We start from the raw sequence: 21,842 nt of genomic DNA on the forward strand, positions 1-21,842 counted from the left end.
AATTTTATTTGTGTTAAAATTATAGATTATTCGTAAAAATAGTTTTAATTAAATGTGTTTTAACAAACTTTTATCAATTTATTTAAATTTTTATTAAGAATATTTCAATAAATACTTGTTAATTTTGAGATGAGGCGTTAATGATACGTTTCACTTCAAATTAATATTAACAATCAAAAAAAATTATTATGAGCAACAACACAAATTCAGCATTAGGATTATTATTAGGAGGAGCAATTGGAGCAACTTTAGGAATCTTATTTGCACCAGATAAAGGAAGTAATACAAGAAAAAAATTAAGAGACGAAGCTATAGCTACTAAAGAGAATCTTGCTACTAGTGCAATGGATCTAAAAGATCAAGTAGCTAATACTTTAACAACAAAAAAAGCAACTTTAGATGCACAATTAGAAAGTGTAGTTTCTGACGCTAGTTACAAAGCAGATGATGTTATTTCTACTTTAGAAAAGAAGCTTAAAGATTTAAAAGAAAGAAATAAAAAATTACAGAAATAAAATGTCTGTATTCGAACAAATCAACCAAACCTCAAGTCAAGCAGTAGATAAAGGTGAAGAGTTTTTAAAAAAATCTCACGAGTACTACAGACTTAAAATTTTCCAACAACTTACATCTTCTGTAAGCTTGTTGGTAAAAGCTGTAGTAGTTGGTGCTTTTATCTTAGTAGGACTTTTGTTTTTAGCAATATCTGCAGCAATCGGTATAGGTAAAGCTTTAGGTAGCGTATCATTAGGTTATCTAATAGTTGGTGCAATATTTATACTTATTTCTGTATTGTTTTATATGTTTAGAAGTAAGATAAATAACAAAGTCATTGCATCACTTTCAAAAACCTTTTTTGACTAATGAAAACACAATATAAAACACAAGAAGATATAAAAAGGGACTTGCATAGATTACAATTAGAAAAGCAAATTGCTTGGGAAGAACTTAAGGTTGTAAAAAGCGACTTTAAAGATACTTTACAGCCTTACACTTGGATACAAACAGGTTTTAAAATGGCATCCAAAGTAGGAATAATGATGTTAATTAAAAAAATTATAAAATAAACCGCTATTAATATGAATATTTTTGAATCTATTAGAAAAGACCACGATACGCAAAGAGATTTACTTGATCAACTTGTACAAACCACAGGAGATACAGATAAGCGTGATACAATTTTTAAGAAATTAAAAAAAGAACTAGAAGTCCATGCAGATGCAGAAGAAAGACATTTTTATAAACCATTAATAAGTGATGATATGATGCAAGATAAAGCCAGACATGGTATTGCAGAACATCATGAAATTGATGAACTTATAGAAAAGTTAGAAGACACAGACTATGACTCTTCTGCTTGGTTAAAATATGCTAAAGATTTAAAAGAAAAAGTAGAACATCATTTAGAAGATGAAGAACATTCGTTTTTTCAATTAGCTGGGAAAGTGTTTAATCAAACGCAAAAAGAAGACTTAGCTAAAAAATATAGAAGTTACATGATAGAAAATTTATAGGTGAAACGTACATCTTTAAATAAAAAACTTTACAATCAAATTCTTTTACAACCAGAAAAGGTTATAGAAGAATTTGATTTGGTTTATACCAATCCTTCACATCTAAATATTCAAAGATTTAAAGAAAATAAAACCTTCATATTTAAATATAAAGGGGAAAACTTGACAGATCAAACACAACTTAAAAGAATAGAAGGTTTAGTAATTCCACCAGCTTGGCGTCAAGTTAAAATTTCTTCACTTTCAAACACACATCTTCAGGCAGTAGGCAGAGATGCAAAACAAAGAAAACAGTATAAATACCATCAAAAATGGAAAGAAATACGAAACCAAACCAAATACTACAAAATGGTTTTGTTTGCAAACCATCTACCCAATATTAGAAAAAAAGTAGACCAAGATTTAGATCAAAAACAATGGACAAAATCTAAGGTTTTAGCATTAGTTGTAAAATTAATGGAAGAAACACATATAAGAATAGGTAACAGTCAATATGCGAAAAAGAATAAAACATACGGACTAACCACATTAAGAACAAGACACGTTAATACATATAAAGATAAAATTCAATTTGAATTTGTTGGTAAAAAAGGAAAAGAACACAAAGTTTCAATTAGAAATAAAAAGTTAATTAGACTTGTTAATAAATGTGAAGAAATTCCTGGTTGGGAATTATTTCAGTATTACGATCAAGAAGGAAACAAGCAAAAAATAGATAGCACATTATTAAACCAATACCTAAAAGAAATAAGCGGTACCATCTTTACTGCAAAAGATTTTAGGACATGGGCAGCATCTATAATATTTTTTGAGGCGCTGTTAGAATTAGGAACAGAAAAAGATAAAAACCAAAACAAAAAAAATATTCTTAAAGCAATAGACGTCGCTGCTAAAGAATTAGGAAACACAAGAAATGTTTGTAAAAAATATTATATACATCCAGCAATAATTAGTAGTTATGAAGATGGAAGTATAGAACAGTTTTTTAATAAAGCAAAAAAACAATCACTTGAAACAGAATATTTCACTTCTTCAGAAAAAGCTTTAAAAGAACTTTTAAAGTCATACACGACACAACTATTATCTTAATAAAAACAACTTTAATCTTAAAGCCATCTTAAATTAGATTTTTTACTGTTAATAGCCGTTAAACTTAGATTAAACCATTGTTAAACAGGCTGTTTGTAGCTAATGTAACCCTTATCTTTATAATAAGATTTGAAAGTCAAGTCTTTTAATTAATCACAAGTATAACATGTTACGTTGGACTGTTCTCTTTATATTTTTAGCATTTATTGCAGCCATCTTAGGGTTTGGTAACATAGCAGGAAATTTAGCTTTTATAGCAAAACTATGTTTCTTTCTATTTGTTGCTTTATTCATTGGTTCTTTATATAAAGAGATCACAGAAAACTAACAACTAAAAAATCAAAAATTATGGCAACTTACACAGAACAAGTAGGAAGTAAACTAAACAACTTATTAGAAAAAACATATGATGCAGAAAAAGGATTTAAAAAAGCTGCAGAAAATGTACAAAATAGCGCTTTAAAAAATTATTTTAATCAAAAAGCACAAGAGCGTTATGAGTTTGGACATGAATTAAAAGGAGAAATTAAATCATTTAATCAAGACGTAGATAAAGGCGGAAGTTTAATTGGAGATGCACATAGAGCTTGGATGGATGTAAAAAAAGTGTTTTCTTCAGATAATGAAGAATCTATGTTAGAAGAAGCAATTAGAGGCGAAAAATCTGCTGTAGAAGAGTATGAGGAAGTAATAAACGAAACTTCACTACCAATGTCAACAAAAAACATATTAGAAAAGCAGAAAACAACAATAACTAACGGATTATCAAATATCAAATCGTTAGAAGATTTAAGATAATAATTAAATAGAAAAAGAAAAAGGTCTGAATATTTTCAGACCTTTTTTTTATGATAACAAAATAAATATCATATGTGTTTTTTTTCGTCAATTTCTTCAGAGCTATTATCTAAATATTTTCTAATATCAGAAGGTGTTTCTATTTTATAAAAATTATCTTTTACAATTAAAACCGGATTAGTCACTACAACAGGACTATTTTGCACAATTTTAATCCAATCTTGTTTAGATAACTTAGCATCCTTATCGTACTTTTTTGTAAAATCAGGATGTTCTTTATTAACAAAATCTTTAGGATGTAATTTTAAATTCTGAAATATTTCTAACCATTGTGTACCAGAAACTTTAGTTTTTGTTACATCAATAGTAAACACTTTATTTTTGCTATCTTCAAGATAAGCTAAGGCTTGTTTGCCAATACTGTTTTCTGAACTGTAAATTAAAATGTTTTGGTTTTTGTTAGTAGCTATCACTCCCATTTGGTTTTTATTTTTCATATCACCGTAAGTTAGTAATAATTAGCGTAAAAGGGTCTTAAATTAATGTAAAAAACAACAAAACATAAACAATATTTATTTGTAGATAATAACTTTTAATAACTTCTACGTAAGGTTTTTATTAAAAAAACTACTTTTGTTATACAATAAAAATGAAATTAAATATGTCAGATAATATAGAAAAAGTTAAGTGCTTAATAATAGGTTCTGGTCCTGCTGGTTATACAGCAGCAATTTATGCAGCTAGAGCAAATATGAATCCTGTTTTATACCAAGGTAACCAACCTGGTGGACAATTAACAACTACAAATGATGTAGAAAACTTCCCAGGTTATCCAGAAGGTATTACAGGTCCAGAAATGATGTTACAGCTACAAGCACAAGCAGAACGTTTTGGAACAGATATTAGAAATGGATGGATTACTAAAGTAGATTTTTCTGGAGATGTACATAAAGTTTGGGTTAATGATGAAACCGAAATACATAGCGATACTATAATAATTTCTACTGGAGCAAGTGCAAAATATTTAGGTTTAGAATCTGAACAGAAATATCTAAAACTTGGTGGCGGTGTTTCTGCATGTGCAGTTTGTGATGGATTTTTCTATCGTAACCAAGAAGTTGTAATTGTAGGAGCAGGAGACAGCGCTTGTGAAGAAGCACATTACCTTTCTAAACTTTGTAAAAAAGTAACTATGTTAGTAAGACGTGACGAGTTTAGAGCATCTAAAATTATGGCAGAACGTGTAAAAAACACAGAGAATATAGAAATTTTATACAACACAGAGACTGATGAGGTTTTAGGTGACGGACAAGTTGTAACTGGTGTAAGAGTATTTAATAATCAAACTAATGAAAAACAAGAAATACCAGCAACAGGATTTTTTGTAGCAATTGGGCATAAACCTAATACAGATATCTTTAAAGATTATTTAGACTTAGATGAAACAGGTTACATTATTAATGCTAAACCAGGAACATCAAAAACTAATATAGAAGGTGTTTTTGTAAGTGGAGATGCAGCAGATCATGTATACAGACAAGCTATAACAGCTGCAGGTACTGGATGTATGGCAGCATTAGATGCAGAGCGTTACCTAGCAGCTAAAGATGCTTCTTTTGAGGTTAATACAGCTACAAACTATTAAAAGAAATACTTTTTAAATAAAAAAAACCGAAGCCAATCAGCTTCGGTTTTTTTATTCAGTATAGTTATTTATTTTTTCTTCAAAATGGCGTTATCCTCAAAAGATTCTATATTGATTTTTGGACTACCATAAATTTCAATTTCAGAAGTGCCAGAAGCATTTATGTTGAGGTCGCTAGATGCATTTACCTTAGCTTCTGCACGATTAAGAGTTGTAATGTTTATGTCTTTAATGCTAAGTTTTTCTCCGTTAAATTCAGAAGAATTATCAACGTTTAAGTCTAAGTCTTTAGCGTCTCCTTCTATTTGTGCATCTGCACTTTCTAATAAGTCTGCTTCAATTTTTGAGGCATTAATTAATGCTTCAATTTTACTGTCACCATTTAATTCTAAAGTAACATTATCTGCAGTAATGTTTAATTTATTTCTTGCTTTACCTTCATTTATATGTTTAATCATTGTACATTCAACAGTTAAAAAAGCTCTAGAGTTTTCTGAGGTAACTAAAGTTAAATCTGTAAATTTTAGACTGTTTTCAGAGAATATTTCTGCTTCTTCCTTTAATTCAATAGTATTTAAAACATCTGTATAAAATACGGTAATTTCTTGTTTTTTAAATCTTAATTTTGCTGTTGTTTTTAAGGTAAGTGTGCTGTCTTTATCGATGATTTTTATGTAATCATGCAGGTTCTCGTCAATTACAATTTTTACTGCAGCAGTTTCGGCTTTTACCAGTTTCACCTCAAAATCTTCGGTTAGTAATAGTCTGTTAAAAGGGTTAATGTCTGTTGTGTTGGTAGATAACACTCTGCTACCCTTTACTTTATCTTGCGCAAGAGATATTGTAGATATTAGTGCGCATAACATTAGAAGTAAGGTTTTATTCATTTTATAAATTATATTGTTATGAACAAATATAAACAAAAACCATCCCAAACTTTATTTTGTTTGAGATGGTAGCTACTTTTAGTGGTTAATAATGGTTGTTTTAGACTAAAATATCTATAATGGTGTTAATTATATATTCGATTAATGCGACCATAATTGATGTTTTTTGATTGATTGATTGATTGATGGTTATTTTTCTTTTTTTGTGTTTGTGATGTTTATACCTTCTTTGTCATCTATAATGACTTTTACATTTTTGGTACTTGCATCAAAAACAGTATCGTTTATTTTAATTTTTAAGTTTTCGCCTTTGGCTTCAAAACCATCTTCATTAAATTTAATTTTAGAGGTTTCTCCATCTAAGTCTACGTTAATTTTTAATTCATCTTCGTCATCATCTTGGTCTTCAGGACAATCTAAACAAGTTGCATTGTTTTGTTCTATCTTAAAATAATGACCAGTATTTTCTCTTAATTTATGATCAAAACTACTGTAACTTATAAAACTTTCTGTATTCGAGTTGTTGTAAATTACGCTTCCTTCGGGTAAGTAAACAGTAACTTCTACTTTTTGATCACGTTTAGCTTCGGTATTTGGAATTAGAAAATAATTATCTAATTCTAATTTATTACCATTAATATTATAGTTATAATCAATAGTTTTTGCGCGTTCTTTAGCACTTTCAAAAGTCCTACCTCTAGAAGATTTAAAGACTTTGATTTTTGCAACACTATCACTAGTAGATTTAATATTTACTCTAATATCTTGAGAAAAAGTTACCTTTTCTCCGTTTTCATCAAAACCAGTTCTAAAATTATGATAACGTCTATAATAATCTCCAGCAAAATTATCGTTTCCTTTCATTGTTAAAACTAAAGTGTCTGTGCTTTTAATGTTTTCAATTTTTTCATTGATAATTACTGGCGCTTTTTCGCTGTAACTTAGACCTTGATTAATTGATATAGTAATTAATCCTATTAAAGATAAAAGCCATAAACCTAGTAATGTAAACTTAGCAATGTTGCTTAATGGTTTTAAGTTAGAAATCAATATTTTTAAACCTAAGTAGAATAAAAATATAAGCGGAATAACTGATACAATAAAGATTAGAATAGATAGTACCTCAAAAGACATTCCGCTAGTTGTTGAAAGCTCCATTAAGTCGTTGTCTAAAAAATGCACATTGCTGTTAAAAAATGAACCTATAATTAATCCAATAGTTAAAGCAACAGTACCAGCAATGGTTGCTAAGACAATAAATAGTCCTATGATTTTAGCAAAGATTTTAAAAACACCTTTAATAAGATTACCTAAACCGTCAAAAAAAGATTTACTATTGTCTTTAATTTTATTTGTAGGTATGCGTTTTACAGAGTCACTAATGTTATCCGACGCATGCTCAAAACCCTCTTTTAGTTTATCGGCATGTTTTTGAAAATCAATGTTTTTAACATTTTCGCTTACGCTATCAAATCCGTCACGAATTTTTTTTTCAATGTTACTAATATTTACAGCTTCACCAGTCATGGTAAGTTTTTCTGCAGTTGTTTTAGCTTCGGGTACTAAAATCCATAGTAAAATGTACAAGAATACACCAGTACCAGCACCAAACACAAGTAAAATCCAGATTAAACGTATCCAAATAGCGTCAATACCAAAGTAATGGGCTAAACCAGCAGATACACCACCAATATAAGAGTTGTCTGTATCTCTGTATAGTTTTTTACTACTGCTAGATCTGTAAGTGTTTTTAGTTTTGCTAGAAGGTTCGTCTTCAAAAATCTCGTCATCAACAAGATAATCTTCAGGTTGTCCCATAATTGCAATAACCTCTTCAACTTCTTTGTTGCCAATAACTTGTCTATCGGTTTTCATACGTTCTGTAAATAGTTCCGAAATCCTAGCCTCAATATCAGATATAATTTCTTCGCGACCTTGAGAGTCAGTAAATGAACGTTTTATAGCCTCAAGATAGCGCTGTAATTTTAAGTATGCATCTTCATCTATATGAAAGAATATACCTGCTAAATTTATGTTGACTGTTTTATTCATTTTTTAGTTGATTTAATTTGTGTTACTATGTTAACTGCATTTTGTAATTCGTCCCAAGTTTGGGTTAATTCTTTTAAAAAGATATGTCCAGTTTCTGTTAGTCCGTAGTATTTACGTGGCGGACCAGAAGTAGACTCTTCCCAACGGTAGCTTAGTAAGCCAGCGTTTTTTAGTCGTGTTAATAATGGGTAAATTGTCCCTTCAACTACTAACAACTTAGCGTCTTTTAAAGTGTCTAAAATTTCTGCAACGTAAGCGTCTTCATCCTTTAAGACAGACAGTATGCAGTATTCTAACACACCTTTTCGCATTTGTGCTTTTGTATTTTCTATCTTCATATTTTTATGAGATTTATTGTTAAACTGTTCATTTTTTGATGATTATTTTTGATGAAATTGATGATTCTTATTTTATGGCGTTACCCAATTGGGTCGGGCTTTCGCAAGTCGCAATCAAAGATGTGCTTCAACAATTGCTCAATCCCTAACGCAGGCTAACTTGCTATCTTGTTTTTTAAACCGTTTCATGTTTTATTTAATAAAATTAATGCTAAACGGATATTGATAAATTTCGCCATCCTTAGCTTTTATACTAGCGTTTATTATAAAAATGATTTCTAGAATAAACCCTATTACTGTTACAAACCCTAAACTACCACCTAAGATAAATAGAGGCGAAGGTTCATTTAAACTAATATGTAAACCGTCAAAGGTGTTAATTTCAAAAAAATCTAAATGACTAAACACGTTAAATAAAAAAAACGGTACAAATAATAAGCCTAAAATCATGGTATATAATAAAATGCTAATCTGAAAATTAATAGCTTGTTTACCATGGGTATCAATAAAATCAGATTTTTCTTTATTAGTCAACCATAAAACAATTGGTCCAATAAAATTTCCAAACGGAATAATAAAGCGACTAAATGTCGATAAATGTATTATAGTTGCTAGATTTTTTTGGTGATTAGTAAGCATGATTTTAAAAGTATATAATAGTTTCTTATGCAAATATATATCTAAAAGAAGGTATTATGCAATACAAAGTACTATAATTTAACAATTCATTAACATGTTGAGTTGTGGATTATTTTCAATAATTTAGCCAAAAACTCAAAAATAATATTATGAAGTTAACACCAAGCAAACTAAATACTTATACAATGTTTAAACTGCCATCTGCCTATATTTGTGGCGTAAGAACAAAATCAATTTCTGATCAAAATTGTGTAGTAACAGTAAAACATAAATGGATTAATCAAAATCCATTTAAATCTATGTTTTGGGCAGTACAAGGTATGGCTGCAGAATTTTCTACAGGCGCATTGGTTATTGCAAAAATTCAAGAAAGTGGTCAAAAAATATCAATGTTAGTGACTACTAATAAAGCAGTGTTTACTAAAAAAGCAACAGGAAAAATAACTTTTACGTGTAATGATGGCAATAAAATAGATCAGGCTATAGCGCAAACTATAAAAACTGGCGAAGGTCAAACCGTTTGGATGCAATCTCAAGGTGTAAATCAAGATGGAGTAGTGGTTTCTACTTTTGATTTTGAATGGTCTATTAAATTAAAGTCAAAATAACACTGTAACATTTTTACAAATCTTACAACCAATAGCTGTTAATCATTAAATCAAAAAACTATGAATTCACATGAAATAGATTACCGCATTTACGGAGAAGAAATGCAGTATGTAGAAATAGAACTAGATCCAAACGAAGGTGTTATAGCAGAAGCAGGCAGCTTTATGATGATGGACGATGGTATAAAAATGGAAACTATTTTTGGAGATGGGTCACAAAAAGATCAAGGCTTTTTAGGTAAAGTTTTTGGTGCCGGAAAACGTCTACTTACTGGAGAAAGTTTGTTTATGACAGCATTTTACAATGTACTACATGGCAAACGTAACGTTAGTTTTGCTTCACCATATCCAGGAAAAATTGTACCTATTGATTTAATGGAGTATCGTGGTAAATTTATTTGTCAAAAAGATGCTTTTTTATGTGCAGCAAAAGGTGTAAGTGTTGGTATTGAGTTTTCTAAGCGTTTAGGACGTGGACTTTTTGGTGGCGAAGGTTTTATTATGCAAAAGTTAGAAGGCGACGGTATGGCGTTTGTACATGCTGGCGGAACTTTAGCTAGAAAAGTATTACAACCAGGTGAAACATTAAGAGTAGATACTGGATGTATAGTCGGTTTTACACAAGACGTAGATTATGATATAGAGTTTGTTGGTGGTATTAAAAACACCATTTTTGGAGGTGAAGGTTTGTTTTTTGCAACCTTAAAAGGTCCAGGAGTTGTTTATATACAATCTTTACCTTTTAGTAGATTAGCAGGTCGTGTTTTAGCAAGTTTACCACGCGGAGGGAAAGATAAAGGCGAAGGTAGTATTTTAGGTGGTTTAGGAGATATTATTGGTGGCGATAATAGGTTTTAAAAGACTTTTTTTAACGTCTTTTTAACTGTTAAAATTCGTTGGTTTTAAATTTTGAAACAATTTTTTTGTTACATTTAATCTGAAATTTTAAACCGTTTGCCTATTTACAAAACTACCTTTAATTAACTAAAACTTAAAATTAATTATGGCAAGAGCAATGTTTGAGTACACCAAAACTGTACTTCAAAAAGTTAGTTTTGACACCACGTTGTTTTGCAAAGAGGTACAAAAAGCATTAGAGCGATTATTACCTTATGAAATAGAAGAGCTTAAATTATTTATAGACTCTTTAGTAAAGCAAAACCCTAAACTAACACAATGTTTAATTTATCTTAATCCTTAAATAAAAAAAAGCGACCGTTAGGTCGCTTTTTTTATTTACTTAAAGGGCTTATAATTTGAACATTTTGAAATGCAATTGCACCTCTTACAATACCAGATATTACATCTTGTAAAGCTTCAATAATTTGCATTTTAAGTTCGCTTTTATGATAGATTAAGCTAACTTCTCTAGCTGGACTAGGCTCATTAAAAAACCTTAAATTTTGCTTGGATTTTTCTGGTAAATCTAAAGTGTGAAGATAAGGTAGTAATGTCATGCCTAAACCTTCATTAGATAATTTGATTAAAGTTTCTATACTACCACTTTCTAATTGAAATTTGTCGTCATTATGGTTTTTAAATACTTTACATAAATTAATAACACCATCTCTAAAACAATGTCCATCTTCTAACAAAAGCATATCATTTATATCAAGATCTGATGTTTTTAGTTTTTTATTGTTATGTAATCTATGGTTTTGCGGTACGTAAGCAACAAAAGGTTCAAAATATAAAACACGCTCTTTAATGCTTTCTTGTTCTAAAGGTGTTGCAGCAATAGCGGCATCTAGATGTCCATCATTAATACGTGTAATAATTTCTTCTGTAGTAAGCTCTTCAATTTTAAGTTTTACTTTTGGATATTTCTTTACAAAATTTGTTAAAAACATAGGCAAAAGAGTAGGCATTACAGTTGGGATAATACCAAGCTTAAATTCGCCACCAACAAATCCTTTTTCTTGGTCTACAATATCCTGTATTCTATTAGATTCGTTAACAATATTTCTAGCCTGAGTAACTAATTTTTTACCAACTTCTGTAAGTTCTATAGGTTTTTTGCTTCGGTCAAAAATTAAGACGTCAAGTTCGTCCTCTAATTTTTGAATTTGCATACTTAAAGTAGGTTGGGTTACGAAGCATTTTTGAGCTGCTTTTGTAAAATTTTGGTGTTCGGCAACAGCCAAAACATATGATAATTGAGTAATTGTCATTGTTAATAGTTTAAGGCTATAAAAATATAAAATCTATCAATAATATTTATGATTAAGAGCGTTTAATTTGCAGTAAATTTGTAATAGAAATTAAAACTTATAAAATATGAAACTAAATAGTCTTGGATTAGACCCATCAAAAACTAAAGATTTAGCTGATCAATTAAATGATTTATTGGCTAATTTTCAAATATATTATCAGAATTTAAGAGGAATACACTGGAATATTAAAGGGAAAAACTTTTTTGATTTACATGTGAAATTTGAGGAGTTATACACAGATGCTAATGCTAAAGTAGATGAAATTGCAGAACGTGTTTTAACACTAGGGGAAACTCCTTTACATACATTTGAAGATTATTCTAGTGTTGCAAAAGTACCGGTAGGTAAGAATATATCTAAAGATGAAAACGCAGTAGAATTAATAGTTAACTCTTTAACAGAATTACTACAAATTGAAAGAAGTATATTACACTCAGCTGGAGACGCAGAAGATGAAGGAACAGCTGCTATGATGAGTGATTTTATATCTCAACAAGAAAAAACGGTTTGGATGATGAATGCTTGGTTAGGTAAAAGTATCTAATCCTATAAATTGATTAATAGCAATTAAAAAGCAGTTTGAAAAGACTGCTTTTTTTGTATGAAAAGTTAGCTATTAATTAAGGTGTCTTTCTAACACCATCTAATAGTTGTTTATTAAATTCTATACCTTCTTTAGTTTTATGTAATACAGAAATATCTCCAGTAGATTCTAAAACAACTGCTTCTACTTGATTAAAATCCAAAACGTTAGCTTCTCTAAGTTTTGCTATTAGTTGTGATTTTTCAATTCTACTATGTTTTAAGTTATTATAAAGTATGGTATTACCATCCATTAGTAATAAAGGTTTGTTTGAAATTAAAGCACTAAATTCTGGTATTTTTTTCTGTAAATATGAAGAAATAAGGGTTAATACTAAAAGACTTGTAATAGCAACTGCACCATGAGTAATACTAGTACTAGATGTTAAAGTAGAAGATATTATACTTCCTATAGCAACAGTAAATGCAAAATCGTAAGCAGTAAATTTAGCAAAAGACCTTAAACCAATTATTCTTGTAACTATTATGATAACTACAAAAATAATTAAACTGCCTACAACAGTTTGCCAAATAGGGTCTTTAATATCGTAAATCCATTCCATAAGTTATAAATTTTTATCTAAAGTTATGGATTTTAGCTTTTAATAAAGCTTAATAAAATTATAAAATACTATAATTTTTATAGTTTCATTTTTAATTATAGTTAGTAAATTTGTACAAATAATTTAAAATATAAATGATGGCAAATGTAAAACCTAAGATGCTCAAATTTAGAGGTAATGAATATCCTTGTTGTGCAAGTTTAACTATGGGAATAATTGGCGGAAAATGGAAGACCGTTATACTTTATCATCTTATAGATAAAAAATTAAGATATAATGAATTAAGAAAGAGTATGCCAACCGTAACAGAAAGGACGTTAAGTTTACAATTAAAAGCTTTAGAAGAAGATGGTTTAATAAATAGAACTGTTTACACTTCAAAACCACCTTTAAAAGTAGAATACAATTTGACAGACTTTGGAAAAACTTTAATTCCGTTAATACAATCTATAGCTAATTGGGGAGATTTTGTAGTTGAAAATTACTCTGAATAATGCTTGATTAGTAAGTTTTTTAGCTAAACTTTAGTTTGAAGTTATTCTTCTTTAACTTTTAAAAAGTTACCTTTTGTATCTACTTGAACAATTTTATGCTTTCCGTCTACAATCATAAATAGTGTAGCTAGTCCATTTTTAAAAGTACCAATTAGATATGGTTTATAACTAAAAGGGAAACTCCAATGAGCTTCATGTTTTGCATCAATTTTAAAGATAATATTATCTTCTTTATCAATACATAAAACAGTATTGTCTAATTTTTTTACAAATGCTAAACCTTCAGAAAAAGCAGATGTGCTCATGTATTTAATATCAATAACTAATTCTCCATTTCTATCAATATAGCCACCATAACCACCTTTTCCTACTCTAATAAACTCTAAGTTGTTAGATAAGTCATCAAAATTAATTTGTAAACCTTTTTCAATTTTAGGTCGTAAGACGTCTTCTTTATTGTTTATGACCAATTTTTCTCTAGTAAAGACATCTCCTGCTAAAAAAGTATTTTGTTTAATTCTTCTAAGCGGATAATATAGTTTTTTTGTTAATATTTTTCCTTTATGGTCTATTAACATAAAACAGTTATCGCTACCAGTTTTACACTTGTCTTTTATAGCAATTGCTATATTATTTTTATAAGACTTAATTTTGGCTAACTGTTTGGTAAATAAAACCTTTCCGGTATTGTCTAAAACAGAAGATAAAGTTTTACCTTCTTTAGTAAAAGTGTAAACTGCTATTTTATTATCTGATAATTGATAATTACTTACTAAAATATTCGTTGCTGTTGAGTCTACTTGTTGTTTGTATTTATCAAGAAAATTAAAGACAACATTACCCTTTTTATTAATAAGTAGTCTATTATGATAATCATTATTTAGCTCAACAACAGCGTGACCTTCATTAAATGCGTATGCAGCTGTGTATTTAGGTTTTATTACAAGTTTCCCTTCTGTATTAATATAACCATATTTGTTGTTAAGTTTTACAACAGCTAATCCTTCACTAAAATCTTTATTTTCTCCATTTATATGTTGAAATTTTAGAGGAATCACAATTTTCCCTTCAGTATTGATATATCCTAATTTTGTATCTAAGATTTTATGATAGTTGTTTTTTGCTCTACTAGTAGCAGTTACAGCAGCTAATCCATTTTTAAACTTTCCTATATGGCTATAATTGGCTTTTAAAACTATAATTCCTCCACTATTAATTAGGCCTATTTTACCATCATTTTTATACAAATATAGATCAGGTTTATTTTGAGATTGACATGCAATAATTATTAAAAAGAAAGCAATAACACTATTTAATTGATAACGTTTTATTTTTTTATCCATTGTCCTTTTTTAAAACTGTTACCAGTATATCCTTCTTTAAATTTTATAGGTATAGATTCCATACCAGATTTATTAGGTTTTAAAACATTAAAATGAAGATGCTCTGTAGTTGTAAGACCAGTTTTTCCTGATAAACCAATTGCTTGACCAAATTTAACAAAGTCGCCTACTTTAACCATGCTACCTTTATAGGTTAAATGTACATATTGAGTATATAAATTCATGTTAGGATGAAAAATAGTTATGAAGTTAGCATAATCTCTCCATTTTTTTGATTTTCCACCAAGAGAATAATCTTCAATGACTCCAACAACATAACCATCTGCAGCAGCACAAATAGTATCTCCTTCTTTTAAATTAAAATCTAAAGCATACTTAGAATATTTAGAACTATGAGAAAAGTTGCCGTTATAACCTTGAATAATTTTATACGTATAATCTTTTTTAAAAGGTAAACTAAAAGACTTTTTAGATATGGTGTCGTTAGGGTTTCCTAATGTTATTAAAAACTTTATTTGTGTTTGTTCTTTAGATGTGTCAGTCCAATAACTTATTTTTTTAGAAGATAAGTGCTCTAAAACTAAAGGAAAATCTTGATTTAATTTTTCTTGTAAATTCTTATTTTTAGTTTTGATGTTTATTCTTATAGGACAATGCAATGGGTTAGATAGCTTCACTATTAAGGAGTCGTTAATAACTTCATAACCAACATCTTTTAAAATGAACTGAGACAGTTTTTTCTTTGGTAATTTATTACAACTGATTAAAATAACTAATATTGAAATAATGGAGATGAATTTCAATTTCATAAGAACTTAATTAACTTCTATATTTAATAAGTATTATTAGTCTTAAATGTAATAATTTAATTACTAACAAAATATTTATATCTTAATGCAAAATACCAAATCAAAGCTTAATAGGACAATTACCACAATATTTTTTGATATTTGTTTTGGGTTAACAATTAGTTAAAGCAGATTTATCTAATCTACAATCAGGTTTTTACATTATTAATATTACTTCTGGAGAGCAATCTACAAAGTTTAAAATAATAAAAAAATAATCCCTTAACTTTCTAATAGTTAATATCTAAAGCACTTTTGCAGTTTTTTGTAAAAGTGTTTTTTTTATATCATATCCTAAAAATAACGCTTTGTCATTGTTGCTTATTTTTTTGAAAACGAATACCTGTTTTAAAGCCACAATATGTTAGAAAAATAATAAACAGAGTTTGAAAGATTAAAATTAGATAAGAAATTGTATTAAAAGTGTTAGTTTTAAGTTTTGCCTCCAATTCAATTTTTTTGATATCGATTCCTGAACTTAACGGAGGATAAATACTCCAACCAGAATTTTGTTGTGTAATGCTTTCTATAATAACGCCTAATTTGTTAAAAATAATTATTAGTAAAAATAAAGAGAGCATTAAAATTACATTAGAAGTTATATTATTAAAACGGTTTTTAATTGTGCGTATTAGATAAATGCAAAACAGGATTAAATTTCCTATTAAAAGGGCAATAAGATATTTAGGAATAAGAAAGTATGTGTCGTATATATTAAGATTAAAAGCAGATATTTTATTTAGCTTAGTAAAATGAAAAATCATATAGTTAAAGATGAAAGCTAAAATCAATGATCCAATTAACCAAAACACTTCCTTTTTACTCATAATTTTAATTAGTTTTTAATAGTACACAAATAGATTTTAGTAAATGCTTTTTTTAATGAGATACAAGCTTTAGTCCAATAATTGAAGCAATTAGAGTAGTAATAAAAAACAACCGCCAAAAGGTAGCAGGTTCTTTAAAAATTACAACTCCAACCAGAACAGTTCCAACAGCTCCAATTCCTGTCCAAACCGCATATGCTGTACCAATAGATATTTGTTGAGTTGCTTTTACAAGAAGAAACATGCTAATACTAAGACAAATCAAAAAACCTATATACCAAAAAGTAGTTTCGTTACCAGTAGATTCTTTCGCTTTACCTAAACAAGTAGCAAAAGCAACTTCAAAAAGTCCTGCAATAATTAATAGTAACCACTTCATCTTTATTAATTTCTTTTTATTAAAAAATCAAATTTAGTTATTTGATCTGTTCGATCTATCTATTTAAAGGTATAATTAAAAAGTTGAATAGGTTTGAAATATAACTTAAGATTAATATTGTATATTTTAGTAGAAGTAATTAGTAGTAGATCCTGAGGTTGTCAAATTTGCCGTAATTGCGGTTATACATTGTTGGCAATAGTTATTCTTTGTAACAGTTTTCATTATAATGTAAATTGACTTTTAATAAAATTCCGTTTATAAATTCCGTAACTCTTTCTTCATATCCTTTACCATCTTTATTATCATAACTGTACCTTTTTAAAGTAGTTTCCAAATGTGGAATAATTTTGGTCATTGGTTCGGTTATACAAGAATCAAAAACTTGTTTATAATTGGTTTTATCAAATTCTTTGTCTGACATACAATTGCAGAAATCATCTTTAATTAAGTTAGAGAAAAATTCCGAATGTTCCTCTAATTTAAAAGTTGGCCATTTCACGTTATAGGCATTCTTGTTTATTTGTACTATCAAAATCTTTTCTACTTCAGGTAGCTTATCTATTGAAAAACGATTTACTATAAATTGACTTCCTGCGTGTTTATAAGGATAAGTGTCCAGAAAAACATTTAGTGTATCATTGAAAAGTTCTTTAAATCCTGAACTGATATTTACTCCAATATCTAACAAAGTGTTTTCATTTTTCAGAAATAAGGTGTCCGAATTCAGTTTCAGTTTGATAAAGCTCAATTCAGATTTTTTAAGATGATTGAGTTTTATTTTTCTCTTTTTAGAATTCTTAACTTTCTTGGTTTGTTTATAACCATCTTTGTATTTAACTATCAACTCTTTTTCGGTAATACTATCAGCTCCTTTTACATTCAGATAAAAGTCTTGGGCTTTCAATAAATTTGATAGAAGCAAAAAGATAAAAAGTAAGTAAGTCAGTTTCTTCATAATTATTGCCAACGGTCTAGTATATGAAACGTAGCGTATAAATAAACACTAACTTTTCGGATTATACACGAGCCAAATTTTTATTTTTTCTATTTATCTTTAATTTTTTAAATATACAAAAATAAAAATTTGGTGGACTTAATAGAGAAGCAAAAACCTCTCGGAAAGCCTGTAATAGCTATGAGCTATATACGTTGTTGTGCATAGTGCTTTTCACGTTCTGCTTGGTTTTCCGATGTTTGTTGTTTAGTTCTAAAGTGAGCGTTGGCAAGACATACTCTTTTACAGTTTTGGTGGTGCGATGGCTTGAGCGACTGTAAATGTGTTTGGCTTTAAGCGTTGGAAATTCCGATTACTTGCTTAATTTCAAAATCCGAAATGCACCTTGTATTACCACTATAAAAACGATTGTTCCAACAATTAAATCAGGTTTGTTGGAATTTAGCCAATTCACTAAAATTCCTGCGATTATTACTCCCAAATTGATAATCACGTCATTTGATGTAAAAATCATACTCGCTTTCATATGTGCCTCTTCTTTGCTCTTTGACTTTTGCAAAATGTAAAGACAAATTCCGTTTGCGATAAGTGCTAAAATCGAAACGATAATCATCGTTGAAAAATCGGGAAGATTCTCGGCTCCAAAAAATCTTCTCAATACTTCCACAAATCCGATAATCGCAAGTGTTATCTGAAAATAGCCTGCAATTTTTGCAATCCGTTTTTTCTTAATCAACGTTCCTCCAACCGCAAACAAACTAATTCCGTACACGAAACTGTCCGCAAGCATATCTAAACTATCGGCAACCAATCCCATTGATTTCGAGATGAGTCCTGTGGTCATTTCGATAATGAAGAAGACAAAATTTATCGCCAGTACAATCCAAAGTAGCTTTTTTTGGTTGGTGTTTTCTACAAAATCTTTTTCGTTGGTTTCTTCGGTCGAAATTTTCTTTCCGCCTAAATTTAATTCGATAATTGACTTTTCAATTTGGTCGTTTTGACCATCGTGAAAAACAGTCAGTTTTCGGTTGGGAATGTCAAAATCGAGATTTTTGATTTCTTCAATTCCGTCCAGTTTCATTCGGATTAGATTTTCCTCGGAAGGACAATCCATTTTACTGATTTCAAAAATTGTTTTGTTCATTTTAGTCGTCATCTTCGTTTCCAAAAGGTTTGATAATTATTCCAACGCTAAATATAAAACCGTCTGTTGGTGCATAGATTTCGGGAAATTCTGGATTGTCGTGTGGTGGCAAAACCAAAGGCGAGAATTTGCTTTGTCTTCTATCGGTAAAGTTTTCAAAATTCACAAAAGCACTACCAAATTTAAAGTTTCGCATTAACAATAATCCCATCGTTACAAAATCGGTTGTTTCAGTTCCATTTGACAAAAATTGTTTTCCTGTGTAAAACGTTTCATAACCGATTCGCCATTTTTCAGATTCGTACATCAAAACACTTCCTGCGTTATGTTTTGCAGTTAGAGGTTTTTGTGGATTGCCAGCCAAATAATTCAATTTTGTGTCAATGAGTGCATAATTCAAGAACCAACGAAAATCTTTATAGGTAAACTTGATGTTTGTTTCAGCACCTTTGCTCAAAATTTCATCTGTTGCATTCTCAAATTGGAAAAATCCATTATCGGTTGAATTTAACAGTAATGCATCATTAATTGCAGTTACATAAAACAGTTGGTTAATAGAAAAACCTACGGATTCAAATAAGAGTGTTTGATAGTTGAAATCAAGATTTATACCATAAGAACGTTCCGCATTTAGTGAAGATTTATCAATGCCAAGTACATTTTCAAAATTGATAAATTCCGCCTCTTCTGTAAAAATATCTGGAATTTTGTAGCCTAAACCACCACCAATTCTGCTGGAAAATCCGCTATCGTTTTTGTATAGCAATGAAACTCTTGGAAGCGGAAAGAAGCCAAAATCAGTATTGTAATCTGCTCGCAATCCTGTTTCCAAAATCCAATTATCCGAAATGTCATAAATATTATTTACAAATGCTCCATAAGTTATGTCTGTTTGGTCACGTTGCAAAGTCGCATTATCATTTTCATCAAAATCGGAAGTATATAGGTTTGCACCAAAAATCCAATCTATTTTATTGGCGGACTTTTGATAGTTTATTTCTGTGAATGTATTGGTTTGTTTTCCGTCAAAAGCAAAATCGGGAATGGTTAGTTTTCTGTCAAAGAATGAGATACTGTTTTTAATATTTAATGAACTAACCGAATCTAATTGAGTTTCGTAAACCACTTGACTGCTCAATCTTTTTGATAGATTTTCTTCGGTATATTGATGGATGCCATTTTCGCCACTTTCAATTTTTGTGATGTCGCCACCAATTCTGTCGTCATACGTTCCGTTTAAGCCAAACCAAAATGTTGTTTTTTCTGATGGATAATAAAAGAATTTTGGGTTGAAAGAAATAGATGTTGTTTGTGGTAAATTACTAAAGCCATCATCTTCTGGGTCGTAAGCCTTTTGATAATGACTTGAACCGTATAATGAAACTCCAAATTTTTCATTTCGTTTGCTATAAAATACATTCGCAGTACTTCCTAACGCTTGTGTTTGTGTCAACATAATATCCAAAGTTGGTTCTTCATCTGGTGTTTTTGATACCATATTTATCAAACCTCCAATTGCTCCACCACCATAAAGTGTTGATGAACTTCCTTTAATGATTTCAAATTGTTTTAAGTCCAATGGCGGAATTTGCAGAATACTCAAACCGCTTGAAAATCCGCCATAAAGTGGAAATCCATCTCGTAAAAGTTGTGTGTAACGTCCATCAAGACCTTGAATTCTAATGTTGGTATTCGCACTACTTAAAGAAGTTTGTTGCATCTGTATTCCTGTACTTTCCCGAAGTACCATTGAAATATTGGTTGGGTTCATTACCGCTTTTTCGCTTAATTCTTCCGCTCCAATAAATTCAATTCGAGTTGGAATTTTTCTTACTGTCCGTGTACTTCTTGAAGATTGTATGACAACTTCGTCAAGTTCATTACCTCCCGATTCGAGCTTGAAAGCGAACTCCTTTTTTGTTCCAACATTAATAGTAGTTTCTATGGTTTTGAAGCCTATGTATGAAATTTTTATAATGTGGTTTCCATTTGGGATTTCTGTAAATGTGGCAATTCCGTCAAAATCTGTTACTGCTCCTTTTTCTAATTCTTCAAAATAGACGGTCGCTCCCAATAATGGTTCGTTGGTTTCTGCATCTTTCACAGAAATGGAAATATCGCTCGTCTGTGCGAACGTTATAATTGATACGAATAGAAATAATGTGTTTAAAAATATGTTTTTCATCTGCTTATTCTGGTTTAAAAGAATAATGCAAATGTATTTAGGATTTACTGCAACTCGATTGCAAAGATTACTTGTTACAGTTGTCGCATAGACCTTTTACGACCATATTTGCTTGTTGTTGTTTGAAGTTTTCAGGAAGTTGAATTTTGGGAATAGGAACATCAAAAAGGCAGAATGTTTTATCGCAGTTTGTGCAATAAAAATGATAGTGCAAATCCTTTGGGTCGCAGTTACAACCTTTGGCACAAACCGCATATTTGGTCATTCCAGAACCATCTTCAATGCTGTGGATAACTTTGTTTTCCTCAAATGTTTTCAGCGTTCTGAAAATCGAACTTCTGTCCGTGTATGCCAATGCGTTTTCAATATCTTTCAATGATTGAGCTTTTTCTTGGCTCAAAAGATGTCGTAATACCACAGTTCTGACTGCGGTGTTTTTTACTTTTTTTATTTTTAGGATTTCTTCTTCGGTTTGCATTTTCCTAATGTATCATTTTTTTCGAGCGTTGGCGAAAAACAGCTCTTTTATTTTTTTCAGCGGTGGCTTTTTGCGGTTGGAAAAAAATAAATGTGCTGTTTGTGCGGTTGGCTTTTTTAGTTCAAATGTTGAATTTAGCACGATTTTTTGCATTATGCACAACGTTAGCGTATAAATTTCAGTTGCGGAAAATCGGCACGATTTTCCGTTGAAGCTGAAAGATAGAAAATTGCAATGAATTTCCGTAGGAAATTC

29 protein-coding genes and 1 pseudogene are annotated in these 21,842 nt (G+C 29.8%); 14 read left to right on the forward strand and 16 right to left on the reverse strand.

What is annotated here, in order from left to right; all coding sequences use genetic code 11:
- Positions 1–188 precede the first annotated feature (188 nt).
- From FHS04_RS13550 to FHS04_RS13580, 7 genes are all read left to right on the forward strand, one after another.
- Positions 189–515, forward strand: a complete 327-nt coding sequence (locus FHS04_RS13550; protein WP_027880615.1) for a YtxH domain-containing protein — start codon at positions 189–191, stop codon at positions 513–515.
- Position 516: 1 nt separating this feature from the next.
- A complete protein-coding gene (locus FHS04_RS13555) occupies positions 517–864 on the forward strand; it encodes a phage holin family protein (RefSeq protein ID WP_027880614.1) in 348 nt (115 codons plus the stop codon).
- The gene (locus FHS04_RS13560; RefSeq protein ID WP_027880613.1) at positions 864–1,067 is read left to right on the forward strand and encodes a hypothetical protein; all 204 of its coding nucleotides are present in this window, start codon (positions 864–866) and stop codon (positions 1,065–1,067) included. The genes FHS04_RS13555 and FHS04_RS13560 overlap by 1 nt, the downstream gene beginning before the upstream one ends.
- Before the next feature lie 12 nt (positions 1,068–1,079).
- Complete coding sequence (locus FHS04_RS13565; protein WP_106676147.1) at positions 1,080–1,514, forward strand: hemerythrin domain-containing protein; 435 nt, start codon at positions 1,080–1,082, stop codon at positions 1,512–1,514.
- A complete protein-coding gene (locus FHS04_RS13570) occupies positions 1,515–2,603 on the forward strand; it encodes a DNA topoisomerase IB (protein WP_106676149.1) in 1,089 nt (362 codons plus the stop codon).
- 166 nt (positions 2,604–2,769) lie between these two features.
- Positions 2,770–2,931 (forward strand): DUF1328 domain-containing protein, encoded by a 162-nt coding sequence (locus FHS04_RS13575; RefSeq protein ID WP_081653208.1) that lies wholly within the window; start codon positions 2,770–2,772, stop codon positions 2,929–2,931.
- Between the two features lie 20 nt (positions 2,932–2,951).
- The gene (locus FHS04_RS13580) at positions 2,952–3,401 is read left to right on the forward strand and encodes a ferritin-like domain-containing protein (protein WP_106676151.1); all 450 of its coding nucleotides are present in this window, start codon (positions 2,952–2,954) and stop codon (positions 3,399–3,401) included.
- A 68-nt stretch (positions 3,402–3,469) separates the two neighbouring features.
- Here the strand turns inward: FHS04_RS13580 and FHS04_RS13585 are convergent, their stop codons facing one another.
- Positions 3,470–3,898 carry an arsenate reductase family protein gene (locus tag FHS04_RS13585; protein WP_244906259.1) on the reverse strand — a complete coding sequence of 143 codons (429 nt, stop codon included), beginning with the start codon at positions 3,896–3,898 and terminating at the stop codon, positions 3,470–3,472.
- A gap of 164 nt (positions 3,899–4,062) precedes the next feature.
- On the opposite strand from FHS04_RS13585, the gene trxB reads away from it, so the two are divergent.
- A complete protein-coding gene (gene trxB / locus FHS04_RS13590; RefSeq protein WP_106676196.1) occupies positions 4,063–5,046 on the forward strand; it encodes a thioredoxin-disulfide reductase in 984 nt (327 codons plus the stop codon).
- Between the two features lie 68 nt (positions 5,047–5,114).
- On the opposite strand, the gene FHS04_RS13595 is transcribed toward trxB, so the two are convergent.
- The 4 genes from FHS04_RS13595 to FHS04_RS13610 all read right to left on the reverse strand — a co-directional run bounded on the left by FHS04_RS13595 (position 5,115) and on the right by FHS04_RS13610 (position 8,962).
- Positions 5,115–5,912 (reverse strand): GIN domain-containing protein, encoded by a 798-nt coding sequence (locus FHS04_RS13595; RefSeq protein ID WP_183408380.1) that lies wholly within the window; start codon positions 5,910–5,912, stop codon positions 5,115–5,117.
- A 210-nt stretch (positions 5,913–6,122) separates the two neighbouring features.
- Positions 6,123–7,985 carry a PspC domain-containing protein gene (locus FHS04_RS13600; RefSeq protein ID WP_106676156.1) on the reverse strand — a complete coding sequence of 621 codons (1,863 nt, stop codon included), beginning with the start codon at positions 7,983–7,985 and terminating at the stop codon, positions 6,123–6,125.
- Positions 7,982–8,323: a PadR family transcriptional regulator gene (locus FHS04_RS13605; protein ID WP_027880605.1), complete on the reverse strand. Its 342-nt coding sequence runs from the start codon at positions 8,321–8,323 to the stop codon at positions 7,982–7,984. The genes FHS04_RS13600 and FHS04_RS13605 overlap by 4 nt, the downstream gene beginning before the upstream one ends.
- A 192-nt stretch (positions 8,324–8,515) precedes the next feature.
- Complete coding sequence (locus tag FHS04_RS13610) at positions 8,516–8,962, reverse strand: DUF4870 domain-containing protein (RefSeq protein ID WP_106676158.1); 447 nt, start codon at positions 8,960–8,962, stop codon at positions 8,516–8,518.
- Positions 8,963–9,111: 149 nt separating this feature from the next.
- Between FHS04_RS13610 and FHS04_RS13615 the strand changes: the two genes are divergently transcribed.
- The 3 genes from FHS04_RS13615 to FHS04_RS13625 all read left to right on the forward strand — a co-directional run bounded on the left by FHS04_RS13615 (position 9,112) and on the right by FHS04_RS13625 (position 10,771).
- The gene (locus FHS04_RS13615) at positions 9,112–9,570 is read left to right on the forward strand and encodes a DUF4442 domain-containing protein (RefSeq protein ID WP_106676161.1); all 459 of its coding nucleotides are present in this window, start codon (positions 9,112–9,114) and stop codon (positions 9,568–9,570) included.
- A 60-nt stretch (positions 9,571–9,630) separates the two neighbouring features.
- The gene (locus FHS04_RS13620; RefSeq protein ID WP_106676163.1) at positions 9,631–10,428 is read left to right on the forward strand and encodes a TIGR00266 family protein; all 798 of its coding nucleotides are present in this window, start codon (positions 9,631–9,633) and stop codon (positions 10,426–10,428) included.
- 145 nt (positions 10,429–10,573) lie between these two features.
- Positions 10,574–10,771 (forward strand): hypothetical protein, encoded by a 198-nt coding sequence (locus tag FHS04_RS13625; RefSeq protein ID WP_027880601.1) that lies wholly within the window; start codon positions 10,574–10,576, stop codon positions 10,769–10,771.
- Between the two features lie 31 nt (positions 10,772–10,802).
- Here FHS04_RS13625 and FHS04_RS13630 read toward each other — a convergent pair whose 3' ends face one another.
- Entirely contained in the window at positions 10,803–11,741 is a 939-nt protein-coding gene (locus tag FHS04_RS13630; RefSeq protein ID WP_106676165.1) for a LysR substrate-binding domain-containing protein, read from the reverse strand.
- A 106-nt stretch (positions 11,742–11,847) separates the two neighbouring features.
- Here FHS04_RS13630 and FHS04_RS13635 point away from each other — a divergent pair, with 106 nt between their 5' ends.
- The gene (locus tag FHS04_RS13635; protein WP_106676167.1) at positions 11,848–12,327 is read left to right on the forward strand and encodes a Dps family protein; all 480 of its coding nucleotides are present in this window, start codon (positions 11,848–11,850) and stop codon (positions 12,325–12,327) included.
- 76 nt (positions 12,328–12,403) lie between these two features.
- On the opposite strand, the gene FHS04_RS13640 is transcribed toward FHS04_RS13635, so the two are convergent.
- On the reverse strand, positions 12,404–12,928 hold the full coding sequence (locus FHS04_RS13640) for a DUF421 domain-containing protein (RefSeq protein ID WP_106676169.1): 525 nt from the start codon (positions 12,926–12,928) through the stop codon (positions 12,404–12,406).
- Positions 12,929–13,086: 158 nt separating this feature from the next.
- Between FHS04_RS13640 and FHS04_RS13645 the strand changes: the two genes are divergently transcribed.
- Positions 13,087–13,422 (forward strand): winged helix-turn-helix transcriptional regulator, encoded by a 336-nt coding sequence (locus FHS04_RS13645; protein ID WP_027880597.1) that lies wholly within the window; start codon positions 13,087–13,089, stop codon positions 13,420–13,422.
- Positions 13,423–13,463: 41 nt separating this feature from the next.
- Here the strand turns inward: FHS04_RS13645 and FHS04_RS13650 are convergent, their stop codons facing one another.
- Both FHS04_RS13650 and FHS04_RS13655 read right to left on the reverse strand, forming a co-directional pair.
- Positions 13,464–14,765: a WG repeat-containing protein gene (locus FHS04_RS13650; protein ID WP_106676171.1), complete on the reverse strand. Its 1,302-nt coding sequence runs from the start codon at positions 14,763–14,765 to the stop codon at positions 13,464–13,466.
- Positions 14,750–15,574, reverse strand: a complete 825-nt coding sequence (locus FHS04_RS13655; protein WP_106676173.1) for a M23 family metallopeptidase — start codon at positions 15,572–15,574, stop codon at positions 14,750–14,752. Before FHS04_RS13655 ends, FHS04_RS13650 begins: the two co-directional genes overlap by 16 nt.
- 176 nt (positions 15,575–15,750) lie before the next feature.
- On the opposite strand from FHS04_RS13655, the pseudogene FHS04_RS14440 reads away from it, so the two are divergent.
- Positions 15,751–15,831 (forward strand): annotated as a pseudogene (locus tag FHS04_RS14440) (T9SS type A sorting domain-containing protein); the annotation flags it as partial.
- Between the two features lie 93 nt (positions 15,832–15,924).
- Here FHS04_RS14440 and FHS04_RS13665 read toward each other — a convergent pair.
- The 7 genes from FHS04_RS13665 to FHS04_RS14305 form a co-directional block, all read right to left on the reverse strand.
- Positions 15,925–16,440 (reverse strand): hypothetical protein, encoded by a 516-nt coding sequence (locus FHS04_RS13665; RefSeq protein ID WP_106676175.1) that lies wholly within the window; start codon positions 16,438–16,440, stop codon positions 15,925–15,927.
- 52 nt (positions 16,441–16,492) lie between these two features.
- Positions 16,493–16,819 carry a DMT family transporter gene (locus tag FHS04_RS13670; protein ID WP_106676177.1) on the reverse strand — a complete coding sequence of 109 codons (327 nt, stop codon included), beginning with the start codon at positions 16,817–16,819 and terminating at the stop codon, positions 16,493–16,495.
- A gap of 202 nt (positions 16,820–17,021) precedes the next feature.
- On the reverse strand, positions 17,022–17,777 hold the full coding sequence (locus FHS04_RS13675; protein WP_181256091.1) for a hypothetical protein: 756 nt from the start codon (positions 17,775–17,777) through the stop codon (positions 17,022–17,024).
- A gap of 352 nt (positions 17,778–18,129) precedes the next feature.
- A complete protein-coding gene (locus FHS04_RS13680) occupies positions 18,130–18,924 on the reverse strand; it encodes a cation transporter (protein ID WP_106676181.1) in 795 nt (264 codons plus the stop codon).
- Between the two features lies 1 nt (position 18,925).
- Complete coding sequence (locus tag FHS04_RS13685) at positions 18,926–21,109, reverse strand: TonB-dependent receptor (RefSeq protein ID WP_106676184.1); 2,184 nt, start codon at positions 21,107–21,109, stop codon at positions 18,926–18,928.
- A 67-nt stretch (positions 21,110–21,176) separates the two neighbouring features.
- Positions 21,177–21,587: a Fur family transcriptional regulator gene (locus tag FHS04_RS13690; protein ID WP_034257669.1), complete on the reverse strand. Its 411-nt coding sequence runs from the start codon at positions 21,585–21,587 to the stop codon at positions 21,177–21,179.
- A 12-nt stretch (positions 21,588–21,599) separates the two neighbouring features.
- Positions 21,600–21,842 (reverse strand): hypothetical protein (locus tag FHS04_RS14305; RefSeq protein ID WP_221184988.1); only part of this gene is annotated, 243 nt, incomplete at its 5' end.

The sequence above is a fragment of the Mesoflavibacter zeaxanthinifaciens subsp. sabulilitoris genome (assembly GCF_014191595.1).
Lineage (GTDB): Bacteria > Bacteroidota > Bacteroidia > Flavobacteriales > Flavobacteriaceae > Mesoflavibacter > Mesoflavibacter zeaxanthinifaciens.